At 68.5% G+C, this 16,212-nt stretch carries 15 protein-coding genes; 5 read left to right on the top strand and 10 right to left on the bottom strand.

Annotated elements, in window-relative coordinates:
- The first annotated feature begins 125 nt into the window (after positions 1-125).
- Positions 126-656 (top strand): DUF2062 domain-containing protein, encoded by a 531-nt coding sequence (locus ACTWJ5_RS09430; protein ID WP_444438279.1) that lies wholly within the window; start codon positions 126-128, stop codon positions 654-656.
- Positions 657-1,141: 485 nt separating this feature from the next.
- Here ACTWJ5_RS09430 and ACTWJ5_RS09425 read toward each other — a convergent pair whose 3' ends face one another.
- Genes ACTWJ5_RS09425 through ACTWJ5_RS09415 form a run of 3 tightly spaced genes read right to left on the bottom strand, consistent with a single transcriptional unit; the run spans position 1,142 to position 4,338 of the window.
- The gene (locus ACTWJ5_RS09425) at positions 1,142-2,392 is read right to left on the bottom strand and encodes a lipoprotein-releasing ABC transporter permease subunit (RefSeq protein ID WP_249919271.1); all 1,251 of its coding nucleotides are present in this window, start codon (positions 2,390-2,392) and stop codon (positions 1,142-1,144) included.
- A 16-nt stretch (positions 2,393-2,408) separates the two neighbouring features.
- Positions 2,409-3,092, bottom strand: coding sequence for a lipoprotein-releasing ABC transporter ATP-binding protein LolD (gene lolD, locus ACTWJ5_RS09420; RefSeq protein WP_253390406.1), 684 nt, complete (start codon positions 3,090-3,092; stop codon positions 2,409-2,411).
- Positions 3,085-4,338 (bottom strand): lipoprotein-releasing ABC transporter permease subunit, encoded by a 1,254-nt coding sequence (locus ACTWJ5_RS09415; RefSeq protein ID WP_253409998.1) that lies wholly within the window; start codon positions 4,336-4,338, stop codon positions 3,085-3,087. The genes lolD and ACTWJ5_RS09415 overlap by 8 nt, the downstream gene beginning before the upstream one ends.
- Before the next feature lie 135 nt (positions 4,339-4,473).
- On the opposite strand from ACTWJ5_RS09415, the gene ACTWJ5_RS09410 reads away from it, so the two are divergent.
- Genes ACTWJ5_RS09410 through ACTWJ5_RS09400 form a run of 3 tightly spaced genes read left to right on the top strand, consistent with a single transcriptional unit; the run spans position 4,474 to position 6,085 of the window.
- Positions 4,474-5,052 carry a PilZ domain-containing protein gene (locus tag ACTWJ5_RS09410; protein WP_253410000.1) on the top strand — a complete coding sequence of 193 codons (579 nt, stop codon included), beginning with the start codon at positions 4,474-4,476 and terminating at the stop codon, positions 5,050-5,052.
- Positions 5,049-5,366 (top strand): phosphodiesterase, encoded by a 318-nt coding sequence (locus tag ACTWJ5_RS09405; protein ID WP_253410001.1) that lies wholly within the window; start codon positions 5,049-5,051, stop codon positions 5,364-5,366. Before ACTWJ5_RS09410 ends, ACTWJ5_RS09405 begins: the two co-directional genes overlap by 4 nt.
- Positions 5,363-6,085: a glycerophosphodiester phosphodiesterase gene (locus tag ACTWJ5_RS09400; RefSeq protein WP_009621382.1), complete on the top strand. Its 723-nt coding sequence runs from the start codon at positions 5,363-5,365 to the stop codon at positions 6,083-6,085. The genes ACTWJ5_RS09405 and ACTWJ5_RS09400 overlap by 4 nt, the downstream gene beginning before the upstream one ends.
- Positions 6,086-6,127: 42 nt before the next feature.
- Here the strand turns inward: ACTWJ5_RS09400 and sthA are convergent, their stop codons facing one another.
- The 7 genes from sthA to ACTWJ5_RS09365 all read right to left on the bottom strand — a co-directional run bounded on the left by sthA (position 6,128) and on the right by ACTWJ5_RS09365 (position 15,324).
- Positions 6,128-7,522: a Si-specific NAD(P)(+) transhydrogenase gene (gene sthA, locus ACTWJ5_RS09395; protein WP_009621380.1), complete on the bottom strand. Its 1,395-nt coding sequence runs from the start codon at positions 7,520-7,522 to the stop codon at positions 6,128-6,130.
- Between the two features lie 162 nt (positions 7,523-7,684).
- On the bottom strand, positions 7,685-8,710 hold the full coding sequence (locus tag ACTWJ5_RS09390; protein WP_074979881.1) for an FAD:protein FMN transferase: 1,026 nt from the start codon (positions 8,708-8,710) through the stop codon (positions 7,685-7,687).
- Between the two features lie 63 nt (positions 8,711-8,773).
- Positions 8,774-10,291: an efflux transporter outer membrane subunit gene (locus ACTWJ5_RS09385; protein ID WP_444438274.1), complete on the bottom strand. Its 1,518-nt coding sequence runs from the start codon at positions 10,289-10,291 to the stop codon at positions 8,774-8,776.
- 12 nt (positions 10,292-10,303) lie between these two features.
- Positions 10,304-11,419, bottom strand: a complete 1,116-nt coding sequence (locus ACTWJ5_RS09380) for an ABC transporter permease (protein WP_249919263.1) — start codon at positions 11,417-11,419, stop codon at positions 10,304-10,306.
- A gap of 1 nt (position 11,420) precedes the next feature.
- Positions 11,421-12,542 carry an ABC transporter permease gene (locus tag ACTWJ5_RS09375; protein WP_074979888.1) on the bottom strand — a complete coding sequence of 374 codons (1,122 nt, stop codon included), beginning with the start codon at positions 12,540-12,542 and terminating at the stop codon, positions 11,421-11,423.
- The gene (locus ACTWJ5_RS09370) at positions 12,539-14,302 is read right to left on the bottom strand and encodes an ATP-binding cassette domain-containing protein (protein ID WP_261746668.1); all 1,764 of its coding nucleotides are present in this window, start codon (positions 14,300-14,302) and stop codon (positions 12,539-12,541) included. Before ACTWJ5_RS09370 ends, ACTWJ5_RS09375 begins: the two co-directional genes overlap by 4 nt.
- On the bottom strand, positions 14,302-15,324 hold the full coding sequence (locus tag ACTWJ5_RS09365) for an efflux RND transporter periplasmic adaptor subunit (protein ID WP_444438271.1): 1,023 nt from the start codon (positions 15,322-15,324) through the stop codon (positions 14,302-14,304). The genes ACTWJ5_RS09370 and ACTWJ5_RS09365 overlap by 1 nt, the downstream gene beginning before the upstream one ends.
- 122 nt (positions 15,325-15,446) lie before the next feature.
- On the opposite strand from ACTWJ5_RS09365, the gene ACTWJ5_RS09360 reads away from it, so the two are divergent.
- Positions 15,447-16,127, top strand: coding sequence for a TetR/AcrR family transcriptional regulator (locus ACTWJ5_RS09360; protein WP_074979896.1), 681 nt, complete (start codon positions 15,447-15,449; stop codon positions 16,125-16,127).
- The last annotated feature ends 85 nt before the right edge of the window (positions 16,128-16,212 follow it).

Genomic DNA, 16,212 nt, shown 5'->3' with positions numbered 1-16,212 from the left:
CGGGTTGCCTCCCTGGCAGCGAAGTCCGGTGCACCGCGCCCGGTTACACATGGACATAGTTGGTGAACAGAAGCTGTCATCTAGCTAGGCATAATGGCCGGTGTTCGTCTGCCAGAGATTTCCCCATGCCGCGCCGACTTTTCCAGCGCTACATGCCGGACCCCGAGCTGATCAGGAACCACAAGTCCCTGCGCTGCTTCGGGTCCCTGCTGCACTCGCCCAACCTCTGGCACCTGAATCGAAGGTCGGTATCCCGCGCCATGGGCATGGGCCTGTTCGCCGCCTTCGTGCCCATTCCCCTGCAGATGCTGCTGGCCGCCACGCTGGCGGTGTGGGTGCGCGCCAACCTGCCGATCTCGGTGGGGCTGGTCTGGCTGACCAACCCCATCACCATGCCGCCGGTGTTCTATTGCACCTACAAGATGGGCGCCTGGGTCATGGGCGTACCGGCGCGCACGCTGCCGGAGAACCTCACCTGGGAATGGATCAGCGGCGAACTGACGCTGCTCTGGCAGCCGTTCCTGCTCGGTTCGATCATCTGCGGTCTGCTGGTGGGCGTGCTCGGCTACCTGGCCACCCAGGCCTACTGGCGCTGGTGGATAGGCCGCAGCTGGCGACGACGCCAGGCGTTGCGCAATCTGCGCCGGGGGTTGTGAGCCCCTTGTAGGAGCGGACCTTGTCCGCGATAGCCGGAGGTATCGGCGCGGTTCGCGGATGAGATCCGCTCCTACGCCGCCCCACCCATGCCATTCCCCTGTAGGAGCGCGCCCTGCGCGTGAAATCGCGGACGGAGTCCGCTCCTACAGTTCGCGGGGAGCCACGGTATTCCTCCCCGTAGGAGCGGACCTTGTCCGCGATAGCCGGAGGTATCGGCGCGGTTCGCGGATGAGATCCGCTCCTACGCTGCCCCACCCATGCCATTCCCCTGTAGGAGCGCGCCCTGCGCGCGATTTCGCGGGCAGGGCCCGCTCCTACCCCCTTCGGCAAACACGCCCCCGTAGGATGGGTTGAGCGAAGCGATACCCATCACCATGGCCCGATGGGTTTCGCAAGCTCAACCCATCCTACGAAAAGCAGATCGGCGCAGTCGGCAAGACAGTGCCCCACGGAACGAAGAAGCCGCCCCTCGGGGCGGCTTCGTTCATTCGTAGCGCAGCGCTTCGGCCGGCTGCGTCCTGGCGGCGCGCCAGGCCGGATACAGCGTGGCGAGGAAGCTCATCAACAGGGCCGCGCAGCACACCAGCACCACGTCCGTCACCTGGACGTCGGAGGGCAGGTAGTTGATGAAGTAGACATCGGAGCTGAACACGTGGGTGCCCAGGGCCTTCTCCATGGCCGAGACGATGGCGGTGACGTTGAACGCCGCCAGCACGCCCAGGGTGCCGCCGACCAGGGTACCGATCACCCCGATCACCGTGCCCTGGACCATGAAGATGGTCATGATCTGCCCCGGCGTCGCGCCCAGGGTGCGGAGGATGGCGATGTCGGTGCGCTTGTCGGCCACCACCATGATCAGCGTGGCGATGATGTTGAAGGCCGCCACCGCGACGATCAGCAGCAGCAGCAGGCCGATCATGGTCTTCTCCATCTTCATGGCGCCGAACAGGCTGCCCTGGGTGTGCGTCCAGTCCACCGAACGGAAGCCCGGCCCCAGGTCGGCGGCGATGCGCTGTCCCACTTCCGGCGCCTGGAACAGGTCCTTCAGGGCGATGCGCACGCTCTGCACCTGGCCCGGCTCCCAGCGCAGCAGGTGCGCGGCGTCGTCGACGTGGACCAGCGCCAGGGTGCCGTCCAGCTCGGCGCCGACCTTGAACACCCCGACCACATTCAACCGCTGCATGCGCGGCGTCACGCCGCCGGCGGCGGAGGTGGACTCGGGGACGATCAGCAGCAGGCTGTCGCCGACGTTGACGCGGAAGCGCCGCGCGGTGATTTGGCCGATCACCACCCCGGACTCGCCGGACTTCAGCGCGTCCAGGCTGCCCTGGACCATGTGCGAGCCGATGATCGAGACCTTCGGCTCCAGGGCCGGGTCGACGCCGTCCACCTCGATCGGCTGCATCATGCCCTTGAACGAGAGCATGCCGTCCAGCTCGGTGTAGGGCACCGCGCCAACCACCTCGCGCTGCTTCGAGGCCGCGGCGGCCACCGCCTGCCAGTCAGCCAGCGGCTTGCCGTCGGCGTTCTGCAGTACGGCGTGGGGCACCATGCCGAGGATGCGCGAGCGCATTTCCTTCTGGAAGCCGTTCATCACCGAGAGCACCACGATCATCGCCAGCACCCCGAGGGTCAGGCCGATCATCGAGGTCAGGGAGATGAAGGAAATGTAGTGGTTGCGCTTCTTGGCCCGGGTGTAGCGGGTGCCGACGAAGATCGATAAGGGTCTGAACATGGCGTCTGCGGCTCGATCAGGCAGCGATCAGGCGGCCGTCCTCCAGGCGCAGCACGCGGTCCATCTGCTGCGCCAGGTGCGGGTCGTGGGTCACCACCAGGAAGGCCGTCTGCAGCGACTGCGACAGTTCGAGCATCAGCTCCTGGATGGAATGCGCGGTGTGCTGGTCGAGGTTGCCTGTGGGCTCGTCGAGCAGCACCAGCTGCGGGTGGTTGACCAGGGCGCGGGCGATGGCCACGCGCTGGCGCTCGCCGCCGGACAGCTCCGACGGCTTGTGCTGCAGGCGCGGTTTCAGGCCCACCCGCTCCAGCAGCGCGGCGGCGCGCTCGCGGGCCTCGGGGATCGGCGTGCGGCCGATCAGCAGCGGCATGCAGACGTTCTCCAGGGCGGTGAATTCCGGCAGCAGGTGGTGGAACTGGTAGACGAAGCCCAGCGCGCGGTTGCGCAGCAGGCCGCGCTGCTTCTCGTTGAGCGCCGACAGCTCCTCGCCGGCCAGCCAGACGCTGCCGCTGCTGGGGATGTCGAGGCCGCCGAGCATGTTCAGCAGGGTGCTCTTGCCGGAGCCGGAGCTGCCGACGATGGCAACGCGCTCGCCGGGGAACAGCTCCAGTTGCACGTCGACCAGCACCTCGACCGACTGCGGGCCCTCCTCGTAGCTCTTGCGCAAATTGCGGCAGCTCAGGACGGTCTTGTCACTCATAACGCAGGGCCTCCGCGGGCTGGGTGCGGGCGGCACGCCAGGCCGGATACAGGGTGGCGAAGAAACTCAGGATCAGCGCGGCGGCGCACACCAGGATCACGTCCTCGCGCATCAGCTGCGAGGGCAGGTAATCGATGAAGTAGACGTCCGAGCTGAGGAACTTGTGGCCGATCAGCCGCTCCAGCAGGGCGATGGCGTCGCTCACCTTGAGCGCCGCGAGCACGCCGAGCACGCCGCCGATCAGGGTGCCGATCACGCCGATCACGCTGCCCTGGACCATGAAGATGGCCATGATCTGCCCCGGCGTGGCGCCCAGGGTGCGGAGGATGGCGATGTCCGACTTCTTGTCGGTGACCACCATGACCAGGGTGGAGATGATGTTGAAGGCGGCCACCGCGACGATCAGCAGCAGCAGCAGGCCGATCATGGATTTCTCCATCTGGATGGCCTGGTAGAGGTTGCCGTGGGTGCGCGTCCAGTCTCGGGCGTAGAAGTCGTTGCCCTTCAGCGTCTGGGCGATTTCCCAGGCGGTGCGCGGCGCCTGGAACAGGTCGTCGAGCTTCAGGCGCAGGCCCTGGACCTCGCCGTCCTTGAAGCGCTGCATGCGCGCGGCGTCCTCGACGTGGGTCATGGCCACGTAGCCGTCCAGCTCGCCGGCGCCGACGTGGAAGATGCCGGCCACGGTGAAGCGCTTCATGCGCGGGAAGATGCCGGCGGGGGTCACCGAGACCTCGGGGGCGACGAAGGTGACCTTGTCGCCGACCTTCACTCCCAGGTTGGCCGCGGCCTTGTCGCCGATGATGATGCCGAACTCACCGGGCTTGAGGCTGGCCAGGCTGCCTTGCTTGAAGAAGTCGCCGATGATCGAGACCTTGCCTTCCTCGGCCGGGTCCACGGCGTTGATCAGCACCTTCTGCACCACGCCGTTGTTGCTCAGCAGGCCCTGCATCTGGATGAAGGGCGCCACTTCCAGCACGTTGGGGTGCCGCGCCTTGATCTGCGTGGCCAGGCCGCGCCAGTCGTCAATCGGCTGGTAGGCCTCGACGGTGGCGTGCGGCACCATGCCCAGCACCCGGGTGCGCATCTCGTGGTCGAAGCCGTTCATCACCGAGAGCACCACGATCATCACCATGACGCCGAGCGCCAGGCCGATCATGGAAGTCAGGGAGATGAAGGAAACGAAGTGGCTGCGGCGCTTGGCGCGGGTGTAGCGCGTCCCGATATAGACGGAAAGAGGTCTGAACATGTGGGGCCGTTGTCAGGGGATTGGGGCGTCGGTCCGGCCGGCGTCCGCTACCGCGCAAGGGTTTGCGGAGGCCGTTGTGGCGAGCTACGGCGGGCGGCTTTACACTCAGACCATCACTGCCGCCGTGGGTTCGCCATGTCCACTCCAGACGCGGATGACCGCCGCGAATACTACCGTATCGAGGATCACCTCGCACTGGAATTTCGCCCTCTTGCGGAGGACGCGGAGCAGGTGGCGCAAGCGTTACAGGATGATTCGCCGCTGTTCAACCTGCTCGGCGACCTGCACCTGCTGGAGGTGGAGGCGCAGCACCTGCTGCGGCAGATCGCCGAGCGCGACCGCCCCCTGGCCAGCTACCTGAAGCTGCTCGACAAGCGCCTGGACCTGGTGGCCGGCGCCCTCGCCCAGGGGCTGCTGGAGCAGGTCGGCCCGGCGCAGCCGGTGGTCCTCTCCGAGGGCGGCATCGCCTTCACCGCTCCCGAGCCCCTGCTCGCCGGCCAGCTGCTGGCGCTGAGGCTGGTGTTGCTGCCCCAGGCCCTGGGCCTGAGCCTGCGCGCGCGGGTCACCCATTGCGAGTCGCGCGGGCTGGGCGAATACGAGATCGGCACCCTGTTCGAGAACCTCGAGGAGCCACAGCGCCAGCTGCTGGCCCGGCACATCCTGCAGAAACAGGCGGCCGAACGGCGCCAGGCGAAGGACCGCAACGACTCATGAAGGCCCTGTACATCCTCTTCCTGCTGCTGTGCCTGGGCATGGCCCTGCCGGCCGCGGCCGACACCCTGGAAATCCCCGTCGGCGCCCAGGGCGACGCCCGCGTCGCCCTGCCCGCCCGTGGCGAGAGCCGGCGCGCCGTGCTGGAGCGCTTCGGCCTGCCCGACGAGGAGCACCCGGCCGTGGGCAGCCCGCCGATCACCCGCTGGGACTACCGCGAATTCAGCGTCTATTTCGAATACGATCACGTGGTCGACGCGGTTCGCGCGCATCGCCCGCAGAACCCGATCCCTTCCTCTCCCAAGGAGCCCCAGTGACTCTCATCTATGGCCATCGCGGCGCCAAAGGCGAAGCGCCGGAAAACACCCTGCCCAGCTTCCAGCGCTGCCTGGAACACGGCGTGACGCGTTGCGAACTGGACCTGCACCTGTCCCGCGACGGCGAACTGATGGTGATCCACGACCCGACGCTGAAGCGCACCACCGGGCGCCGCGGCAAGGTGTCCGAGCAACTGGCCGAGGACCTGGTCACCTACGACGCGCGCCAGGGCGGCCCGGGCTGGGTGCGCCCCTGCCCCATCCCGCGGCTGGCCGAGCTGTTCGAGCGCTGCGAGTTCGAGCATTGGCAGCTGGAAGTGAAGAGCGCCTCGCGCGAGCGCGCGGCGCGTACCGTGCAGGCCATCCACCAGTTGGTCGGGCGCTTCGGCCTGCGCGAGCGCATCACCGTGACCTCCAGTTCGCGCACCGTGCTGCGCGCGCTGCAGCAGCTGACGCCGGACCTGTCGCGCGGGCTGGTGGCCGAATACGCCTGGCTCGACCCGCTGAAGGTGGCGGCGAACTATGGCTGCGAGCTGCTGGCGCTGAACTGGACGCTGTGCACCCCGGAGCGGCTGCTCAAGGCGCAGAAGCAGGGACTGCACGTGTCGGTGTGGACGGTCAACGAACCGGCGCTGATGCGCCGGCTCGCCGACTTCGGCGTGGACAGCCTGATTACAGACTTTCCCGGTTTGGCCACTGCCACGCTCGGGAATCGCTGAGCGGGTCGCCCCCGGCCGGCTCAGGCCGCCGGTCGGGGTATTTCAGAAAAGCCGGTTGAGGCCGTCGAACGCCGCTACGCGGTAGGCTTCGGCCATGGTCGGGTAGTTGAAGGTGGTGTTGACGAAGTACTTCAGGGTGTTCAGCTCGCCCGGCTGGTTCATGATCGCCTGGCCGATGTGGACGATCTCCGAGGCCTGGTCGCCGAAGCAGTGCACGCCGAGGATTTCCAGTGTCTCGCGGTGGAAGAGAATCTTCAGCATGCCCACCGGCTCGTTGGAAATCTGCGCGCGGGCCATGCCCTTGAAGAACGCCTTGCCCACTTCGTAGGGAATCTTCGCCGCGGTCAGCTCGTGCTCGTTCTTGCCGATGGAGCTGATCTCCGGGATGGTGTAGATGCCGGTGGGCACGTCGTTGACGAAGCGCCAGGTGTCCTGCTCGACGATGTTGCCGGCAGCCGAGCGGCCCTGATCGTAGGCGGCGCTGGCCAGGCTCGGCCAGCCGATCACGTCGCCGGCGGCGTAGATGTTCGACACCGAGGTGCGGTAGTTCTCGTCCACCTCGATCTGGCCGCGGCTGTTGACCTTGATGCCGATGTTCTCCAGGCCCAGGCGGTCGGTGTTGCCGGTACGGCCGTTGCACCACAGCAGGGCGTCGGCCTTGATCTTCTTGCCCGACTTCAGGTGCAGGATCACGCCGTTGTCCAGGCCCTCGACGCGCTCGTATTCCTCGTTGTGGCGCACCAGCACGTTGTTGTTGCGCAGGTGGTAGCTCAGGGCGTCGGAGATTTCGTCGTCGAGGAAGCTCAGCAGTTGGTCACGGGTGTCGATCAGGTCGACCATCACGCCCAGGCCGCTGAAGATCGAGGCGTACTCGCAGCCGATCACCCCAGCTCCGTAGATGATCAGCCGGCGTGGGGTGTGGCTCAGCGAGAGGATGGTGTCGCTGTCGTAGACCCGCGGGTGGTTGAAGTTGATGTCCGCCGGACGGTACGGGCGCGAGCCGGTGGCGATGACGAACTGGTCGGCGACCAGGCGCTCCACGGCGCCGCTGGGGGTCACCACCTCGACGGTACGCTCATCGACGAAGCTGGCGGTGCCGTTGAACATGTCGATGCGGTTGCGTGCGTAGTAGCCGGTGCGCGAAGAGACCTGCTTGTTGATCACCTTCTCGGCGCTTTTCAGCACGTCGGGGAAGGAGAACCAGCGCGGCTCGCCGATCTGCCGGAACATCGGGTTGGTGTTGAACTCGATGATCTGCTTCACCGAGTGACGCAGCGCCTTGGACGGGATGGTGCCCAGGTGCGTGCAGTTGCCGCCGACCACGCGACGGCTGTCCACCACCGCCAGCTTGCGCCCGTACTTGGAGGCGTTCATCGCCGCCCCCTCGCCCGCCGGGCCCGTGCCGAGAATCACCACGTCGTAGTTGTAGACAGCCATGCGTACTCCTTCAGAACAGGCCGGGGCGCCCCTGTGGCGCTTCCGGCAAAGTCCCGGCGCGCCTGGCACCGGGAGCCGATCGAATCGATGTTGGCAGCTTAGCCGCGCGACAAATTGCTGCACATTAGCGCTTGGTCGTGCGGTAGGCGAATTTTGCCATCACTACATTTCATGTGGCTTTCCGGGCCGCGCCGGGTCCGGGAAGAGCTCGGCGAAGCGCGGCGTGGCGCGCATGGCGAAGCCCTGCCCCTGGTGCACGACGAACCAGGCGGCCAGCCCGTGCTGCTCGGCGTAGCGGTAGCCCTCGTCCGGGCCCAGCACCATGAGCAGGGTCGACAACCCGTCGGCGTGCAGCGTCGAACGGTCGACCACGGTCACCGCCGCCAGCCTGTGGCGCACCGGCGTGCCGCTGCGCGCGTCGAAGGTGTGCGAGTAGCGCTGCCCACCTTCCTCGAAATAGTTGCGGTAGTCGCCCGAGGTCGAGACCCCGTAGCCGTCCACCGCCAGCGAGCGCGCCACGCTGCGCTCGCGTTCGCCGCTGGGCACTTCCAGCGCCACCCGCCAGGGCGAGCCGTCGGGCTTGTGGCCCACGGCCTTGAGTTCGCCGGTGATCTCCACCAGGTAATTCTTCACACCCAGCTCGACCAGGCGCTGGCTAACGCGGTCCACCGCGTAGCCGGCGACGATGCTGTCGAAGTCCAGCTGCGTTGCCACGTCCTTGCACACCAGGCTGCCGTCCACCCGCACATGGCGGTAACCGACGCGCGCCCGCTCGCGCTCCAGCGCGTCGGGCGCCGGCACCAGCTCGCCACGGGACTGCGGGCCGAAGCCCCAGAGGTTCATCAGCGGCTCGACGGTGAGGTCGAAGGCGCCGGCGCTGGCCTCGGACAGCTCGTTGCCGTAGCGCAGCAGTTCCACCAGCTCGATCGGCATGGCCTGGCAGGCGCCGGCCGGCAGGGCGTTGAAGCGCGAGACCTCGGAGTCGTCGCGGTAGGTGGAGAACTGCCGGTCGAGCTCGCCGAGAATGCCCTCGACCTCCGCCTGCAGGCGCTGCGGCGCGGGGCTCTGCGCCGTCGGCAGGTACTGCACGGAATAGCTGCTGCCCATGGTCGGGCCGCCGAAGCGCTCGACACGCTCGCCGCAACCGGCCAACGCCAACAGCCCCAAGCACAGCCAGATGCCTCGCAACGCGCCACCTCCATTCCCCTGCCCCGGCACGGGCGGCGCACATTCTACCGGAAACGGCGGGGCTTACTGTTGCCCAGGCGGTAAAGGTTCGTTGACCGAATCACCGCCCTCCAGCGGCGCGCCGCCGCCCAGGGCCTTGTACAGCGCCACCAGGTCCAGGCGCAGCTGGCCGTCGCTGTCCACCAGGTCGCGACGCGCCTGCAGGTAGTTGCGCTGGGCGTCCAGCTCCACCAGGAAATCGGTCATGCCGCCGGCATAGCGCGCCTTGGCCATGTCGTAGGCCTGCCCGGCGCTGCCCAGCCGTGCCTGCAACTGGGCATTGCGCTGGCGCTCGGCGCCGTAGCCGCTGAGGGCGTCGTCGACTTCCTGCCAGGCCTTGAGCACGGTCTGCTGGTAGTTCACCGCGGCCTCCTGCTGCTCCAGCTTGCGCAGGGTCACCTGGGAGCGGCGCCGGCCGTTGTCGAAGATCGGTACGCTCAGGCTCGGCCCCACCGCCCACTGGCGGCTGCCCCAGTCGGAGACGTCGCCGCTCTCGAAGGAGGAATAGCCGAAGCTGGCGCCCAGGCGGATGTTCGGGTACAGCTCGGCCACCGCCACCCCGATGTTGGCCGTGGCGGCGTGCAATTGCGCTTCGGCGGCGCGGATGTCCGGGCGCCGCCGCGCCACCTCCGAGGGCAGGCCGGGGCTGAGGTCGGGCAAGGCGGCGGGCTGTGCGGGCGGCATCTTCAATTGCGCCTGCAGTTCGCCCGGCTGCGCGCCGACCAGCACGCCGAGCTGGTTGATCGCCTGGCTCTCGGCCGCCTGCAGTTGTGGCAGGCGCGAGCGCAGTTCCTCCAGCTGGCTGCGCTGGCGCACCAGGTCGAAGTCGTCCACCAGGCCGCCGTCGGCGCGGGCCTGCACCAGTTCCAGGGACTCCTCGGTGGCGCGCAGGTCTTCCTGTGTCACGGCGATCTGCTGCTGCACCCGGCGCAGCTCGAAGTAACCGCGCGCCACTTCGCTGGCGACCAGCAGCCGCGCCTGTTCCAGCAGGGCGCGCTGCTGCTCGACGCGGGCGTCGGCGGCCTCGATGGAGCGGCGCACGCGGCCCCAGAAGTCGATTTCCCAGGAGGCGTCGAAGCCGGCTTCGTAGAGGGTGAAGGGCTGGGCCAGGGTCTTCACCAGCTCGTCGCTGTCGCCCGGCGCCAGGCTGGAGATCATCCGCGCACTGGCGCCACGCTCGCTCTGCCGTTGGCGCTGCACGTCGGCGCTGCCGTCGACGTTCACCCCGCGCTGGGCGGCGACCATCTGCCGCTGCATGCGCGCCTGGGCGAAGCGCAGGGCGGCGCTCTGCAGGTCCGGGCTGGCCGCCGTGGCGCGGCGTTGCAGATGGTCCAGGGCCGGGTCGGAGAACTGCGTCCACCACTGCGCCGGGATGGCCTGGCCGCCCTGCCCCGCGCCCAGCAGCGCGGCATCGCCGGCATGGGCCGCGCGCCAGTCGGCCGGGGCCTGCGGCTGCGGCGCCTGGTAGTCCGGCCCCACCGCGCAGGCGCCCAGCGCCAGCAGCAGCGGCAGGAGGAGGTAGGGATTGGGCGACGACGGCATGGTGGCCTCCGGTCAGGCGAGTCGATTGCGGAACAGCCAGGCGGACAGCGGCAGGGTCACGCTCGCCACCACCAGCATCGGCAACAGGTCATGGGCCACCTCGAACAGGCCCACGCCTTCCAGGTAGATGCGCTGGATCAGGTCGATGGCGAAACGCAGCGGGTTGATGTACGTAGCCATCTGCAGCGCCTCGGGCATGTTGCGCACCGGCGTGGCCAGGCCCGAGAGCAGCATCAGCGGCATGATCAGCACGAAGGTGTAGAGCATCGCCTGCTGCATGTTCAGCGACACCGCCGAGATCGACAGGCCCAGGCCGACGCAGGAAACCATGAAGATCAGCAGCCCGCCGTAGAGGTCGAGCAGCGAGCCGGCCATGGGGATGCGGAACCAGAACAGCGCCATCAGCAGCACCAGGGACGCCTGCGTCAGGCCGATGAGGATCGGCGGCAGGGCCTTGCCGAGCATGATTTCCATCGGCGAATAGGGCGTGACCAGCAACTGGTCGAAGGTGCCCTGCTCGCGCTCGCGGGCCACCGACAGCGCCGAGAGCAGCAGCGTCTGCAGCATGCTCAGCGAGGCGATCAGCGCCGGGATCAGCGGCCAGCGCGTCTCCAGGTTGGGGTTGTACCAGGCGCGGGTGACCACGCTCAGCGGCGCCTGGGCCAGGCCGCGCTCGCGGTTGAAGTCGCTGACCACGCTGGCCAGCCCGGCTGCCGCGGCGCCGGCGGTGGTGGAGTTGCGCCCGTCGAGGATCACTTGCAGCGGCGCCGGCTCGCCGCGGGTCAGGCGGGTTTCGAAGTCGGCGGGAATCTGGATCACCAGCAGCGCTTTCTCGGCGTCGATCACGCTGGCGATGTCGCGCGGCGCGCGCAGGGTCGCCACACGGTGGAAGATGCCGCTGCCGTCCAGGCGGTTGGCCAGGCGCTGGGAGGATTCGCTGTGGCTCTGGTCGAGCAGCGCGTAGGGCGCGTCGTTGAGGTCGAAGGTCACCGCGTAGCCGAACAGCAGGCTCTGCATCAGCACCGGCGCCAGCAGCACGATGCGGTTGGCCGGGTCCTTGAGGATCACCAGCAGCTCCTTGCGCCAGAGGTTGGCCAGGCGGCGGAGGAATTCGGCGAAGGCGCCCATCTCAGTCCAGCCTCTTGCGCGTGGCCAGGCGTGCCAGGCCCAGCAGGACCACGGCGTAGCCGGCGAGGATCAGGCAGTTGCGGATGATCAGCGGCCAGAAGTCGCCGGCCAGGAACAACGATTTCACCAGTTCCATGAAGTAGGTCGCCGGCAGCAGGTTGCCGACCACCCGCACGGCGGTGGGCACGTTGCGCAGGTCGAAGATGAAGCCCGAGAGCATCATCGCCGGGAGGAAGCTGGCGAGCAGGGAAATCTGGCTGGCGAGGAACTGGTTCTTGGTCACCGCCGAGATCAGCAGGCCGATGCCCAGGGCGACGAACAGGTAGAGCATGGAGCTGACCAGCAGCGCCAGCAGCGAGCCGTAGATCGGCACGTGGAACAGCAGGCGCGCCGCCAGCAGGCACAGCGCCAGGCCCAGCAGGCCGACCAGGAAGCAGGGGATGATCTTCGCCAGGAGGATTTCCACCGAGCGCACCGGGGTGACGAACAGCGCCTCCAGGGTGCCGCGCTCCCATTCGCGGGCCATCACCAGCGCGGTGAGGAAGGCGCCCACCAGGGTCATGATGAGGACGATCAGCCCCGGCACCAGGTACCAGGTGCTGGTGTTGGCGGCGTTGAACCACATGCGCTGCTCGATGCGCACGCCGCCGGATTGCAGCCCGGCGTTGCGCGCCGCCTGCTTCTCGCCCCACAGCGCCAGGGCCTGGTTGAGGTAGTTGCTCACCCCCGAGGCACGGGTGGCGTCGGAGCCCTGCACCAGCACCAGCACCTGGGCGTTGCCGTCCTGCAGGCGGCGGCTGAAGTCGGCGGGCAGGTAGACCAGGGCGTCGGCCTGGCGCGACTCCAGCATGCGCCGGCCCTCCTCGAAGGACTTCAGCGGCAGCGGCCGCAGGTATTCCGAGTCGCTGATGCTGGCGAGCAGGTCGCGGGACTGCGGCGCCGGGTCGTCCTGCACCACCGCCACCAGGCTGTGGCGCACGTCCAGCGACAGGCCGTAGCCGAAGATCAGGATCAGCGCGATGGGCAGGCCGATGCCGATCATCAGGTTGCTGTGGTCGCGCAGCAGTTGGCGCACTTCCTTGCGCGTCAACGAGAGCAGCCGGCGCCAGAACGAACCGCTCATGCGCGCGCCTCCTGCTGGTGCTGGCGGGCCTGCTCGACGATCTCGATGAAGGCCTGCTCCATGTTCAGCGAGCTACCCTGGCCGCCGGCCTGCTCGCGCACCTGCTGCGGCGTGCCCATGGCGAGGATGCGCCCGGCGTCCTGGATGACGATGCGGTCGCAGTACTCGGCCTCTTCCATGAAGTGGGTGGTGATGATGATGGTGGTGCCGCCGGCCGCCAGCGCCGTGATGCGCTGCCAGAAGCCGCGCCGGGCCAGGGGATCGGCGCCGCTGGTGGGTTCGTCGAGGAAGAGGATTTCCGGCTCGTGGAGCAGGCCCACGGCCATGGCCAGGCGCTGCTTGTAGCCGCCGGGCAACTGGCCGCTGGGCTCGCCCTCGTGGCCGGAAAGGTCGAACTGCCGCGACACCTCGTCCATGCGCCGTCCCAGCTGCTTGCCGGCCAGGCCGTAGGCGCCGCCGAAGAACTGCAGGTTCTCGCGCACCGAGAGGTTGCCGTACAGCGAGAACTTCTGCGACACGTAGCCGATGCGCCGGCGCGCCTGGGCGCGGGCGTGGCGCAGGTTGACGCCGGCCACCTGCAGGCTGCCGGAAGACGCCGGCAGCAGCCCGCAGAGCATGCGGAAGGTGGTGGTCTTGCCGGCGCCGTTGGGCCCCAGCAGGCCGAAGATTTCGCCGCGGGCCACGCTGAAGCTGGTGCGGTCCACCGCGGTGAAGTCGCCGAACTTGCGCACCAGGTCCTTCACTTCGATCACCGCCCCGCCGTTGTCGGACGTGCTGCCCGGCGCGGCGGCCTTGAGCGCCTCGGTATCCACCTGCTCGGCGCCGCTCCTGGCCCGCAGCAGGACCATGAAGCCGTCCTCCAGGCGCGCTTCCACCTCGCGTACCGGGGCGCCGTCGAGCAGTTCGTCCAGGCGCTTTTCATCGGCATCGCGCTGGCGGATGAAACGCACCTCGCCGCCCTGGGGCACCGCGTCGATGATCAGCTGCGGGTCGTCCAGCAGCCGCGCCTGCAGCTTGCGCGCCGGCTGGTCGGCCGGCGGCACGGCGACGCGGCAGAGGCCGTCGGCGTGGCGGCGGATGTCCTCGGGCAGGCCCTGGGCCAGCAGTTGCCCCTGGTGCAGCAGGTACACCTCCGCGCAGCGCTCGGCCTCGTCCATATAGGAGGTGGTCAGCAGCACGCTCAGGCTCTCCTCCTCCACCAGTTGCTGGACGATCTCCCACAGCTCGCGGCGCGACAGCGGGTCGACGCCCACGGTCGGTTCGTCGAGCAGCAGGAGTTGCGGCGAGCGCACTAGGGTGCAGGCCAGGCCGAGCTTCTGCTTCATGCCGCCGGACAGCTTGCCCGCCGGGCGGTCGGTGAAGCGTCCCAGGTCGGTCATCTGCAGCAGGCGCTCGAAGCGCTGGCGGCGCTGCTGCGCGCCGACGCCGTGGAGGTCGGCGTAGAGGTCGAGGTTCTCCTGCACGCTCAGGTCCTCGTAGAGGCCGAAGCGCTGCGGCATGTAGCTGATCAGGTCCTGCACACGCTGCGGGTGCGCCTTGACGTCGATGCCCAGCACCTCCAGCTCGCCGCCGTCGGCGCGCAGCAGCCCGGCCACCAGGCGCAGGAAGGTGGTCTTGCCGGCGCCGTCCGGGCCCACCAGCGCGGTCAGCGCGCCCTTGCGCACCTGCAGGTCGAGGCCGTGCAGGGCCTGCACGATCTGCCCGGATTCCTTGACCAGGAACTGCCTGGCGACGCCGCGGGCGTCTATCACCAGGTCCATCAGTCGGCCTTCCCGTCGCGTACCTGGTCGCCCTCGGCGATGCGCACCGTGGCCGGCATGCCCAGGCGCAGGCGGTTGTCCTTGTCCTCGACTATCACCCGCACCTCGTAGACCAGCGCGGTGCGCAGCTCCTCGGTCTGTACGGCCTTGGGGGTGAACTCGGCGACGTCGGAGATGTAGCCGACGTGCCCCTGCACCGGCTGCTCCGGATGGCTGTCGGTGCTGACGCTGGCGCGCATGCCCGGCTTGATGTGGCCGAGCTGGGTTTCGTTGACGTACACCCGCACCCACTTCGGATCGGTGATGGCCAGGGCGTAGACCGCGCGCTGCGGCGAGGCCATGTCGCCCGGTTCCAGCAGGCGCGAGCGCACCGTGGCGTCCTGCGGGGCGCGCAGCTGGGTTTCGTCGAGGTTGTGCTGCAGCAGCGCGAGCTGGGCGCGGGCGCCCTGCAGCTGGGCCTCGGCCTGGGCGATGTCCTCGGCGCGCGGGCCGATCTTCGCCAGGCGCAGGGCCTTTTGCGCATCCTCCAACTGGGCCTGGTCGACCTTCAGCTGGGCGCTGGCGTTGTCCAAGTCCTGCTGGCTGACCGCGCGCCCGCCGGGGCTGTTGGCGCGGATGCCCTGCAGGCGGCGCAGCTGGATGCCGGCCAGTTCGACCTGGGCCCTGGCGCCATCCACCTGGGCCTTGGCGCGGTCGATGTCCTCGGGGCGCGAGCCGTTGTGCAGGCGCAGGACGTTGGCTTCCTGGGCGGCGATCTGCGCCTTGGCCTGGTCGATCTGCAACTTCAGGGTGCGGCTGTCGAGGCTGGCCAGGACCTGCCCGGCCTTGACCACGTCGCCCTCCTCCACGCGCATCTCGGCGATGCGCTCGCTGCCGGTGAAGGCCAGGGACACCTGGCGGATGTCGACGTTGCCGTAGAGCACCAGGTCGCCGCCCTGCTCGGCCTTCGAGTGGAAGTAGTACCAGGCTCCCAGACCCGCTACGGCGAGCAATGCCAGGACAACGATGAGCTTCTTGCGCATGATGACGACCCGCTAGCCAGTGGCGACGAGAAACAAGCATACAAGCATAGACCAGTAATTCAAATTTGAATTTGATCTATGCAGGCTTTAGTCTGCTACACCTGATCCAGCAGGGTGCCGTCATGCCTAGCTCTCCTCCCAAGCCCCGCCAAGCGCCGCAACGCGCGCCCCGCCAGGACGGCGAAGCCACCCGCCAGCGCATTCTCCTGGCGGCCGGCGAACTGTTCGCCGAGCGTGGCTACGCCGACACCACCAGCAAGGCCATCTGCCAGCGCGCGCAGTGCAACATGGCCGCGGTGAACTACCACTTTGGCAGCCGCGACGGGCTCTACCGCGCGGTGCTGCAGGACATGCACAAGCACCTGATCAGCTACGACCAGCTCGAACAGCTGACCCGCAACGAGCGCCCGCCCCGCGACAAGCTCGCCGGCCTGATCGGGGCGCTGACCCTCAACGTCGCCAACGGCCAGCGCTGGCAGGCACGCCTGTGGGCCCGCGAGCTGCTGACGCCCTCGCCCTTCCTCTCCGAACTCATCGACCAGGAGGCCATGCCCAAGGTGCGCCTGGTGCTGGCGCTGCTCGGCGAGGTCACCGGCATCCCCGCCCAGGAGCCGGCGCTGCTGCGCTGCCTGTTCAGCGTGATAGCGCCCTACCTGACGCTGCAGGTGATCAGCCGGGAAATCCCCACGCCGCTGACCGGCCTGTTCGAACAGCCGCCGGAAGACCTCGCCCGCCACCTGCAGCTGTTCGCCCAGGCCGGGCTGGAGGCGGTGGCGCGGGATTATCGCGACGGGCGGGTGTAGTACGGCGCTGGCCGGCCTACAGCGCCGCCGGTGGGGCCCATCGCGGACGGAGTCCGCTCCTACGGTTCCAGGAAGCACGGCTTTT

Origin of the sequence: Pseudomonas sp. A6 (assembly GCF_052367875.1) — a bacterium.
Classification (GTDB): domain Bacteria; phylum Pseudomonadota; class Gammaproteobacteria; order Pseudomonadales; family Pseudomonadaceae; genus Pseudomonas; species Pseudomonas citronellolis.
The sequence above is the reverse complement of the archived record's forward strand: the minus strand, read 5'-3'. Positions and strand labels throughout refer to the sequence as shown.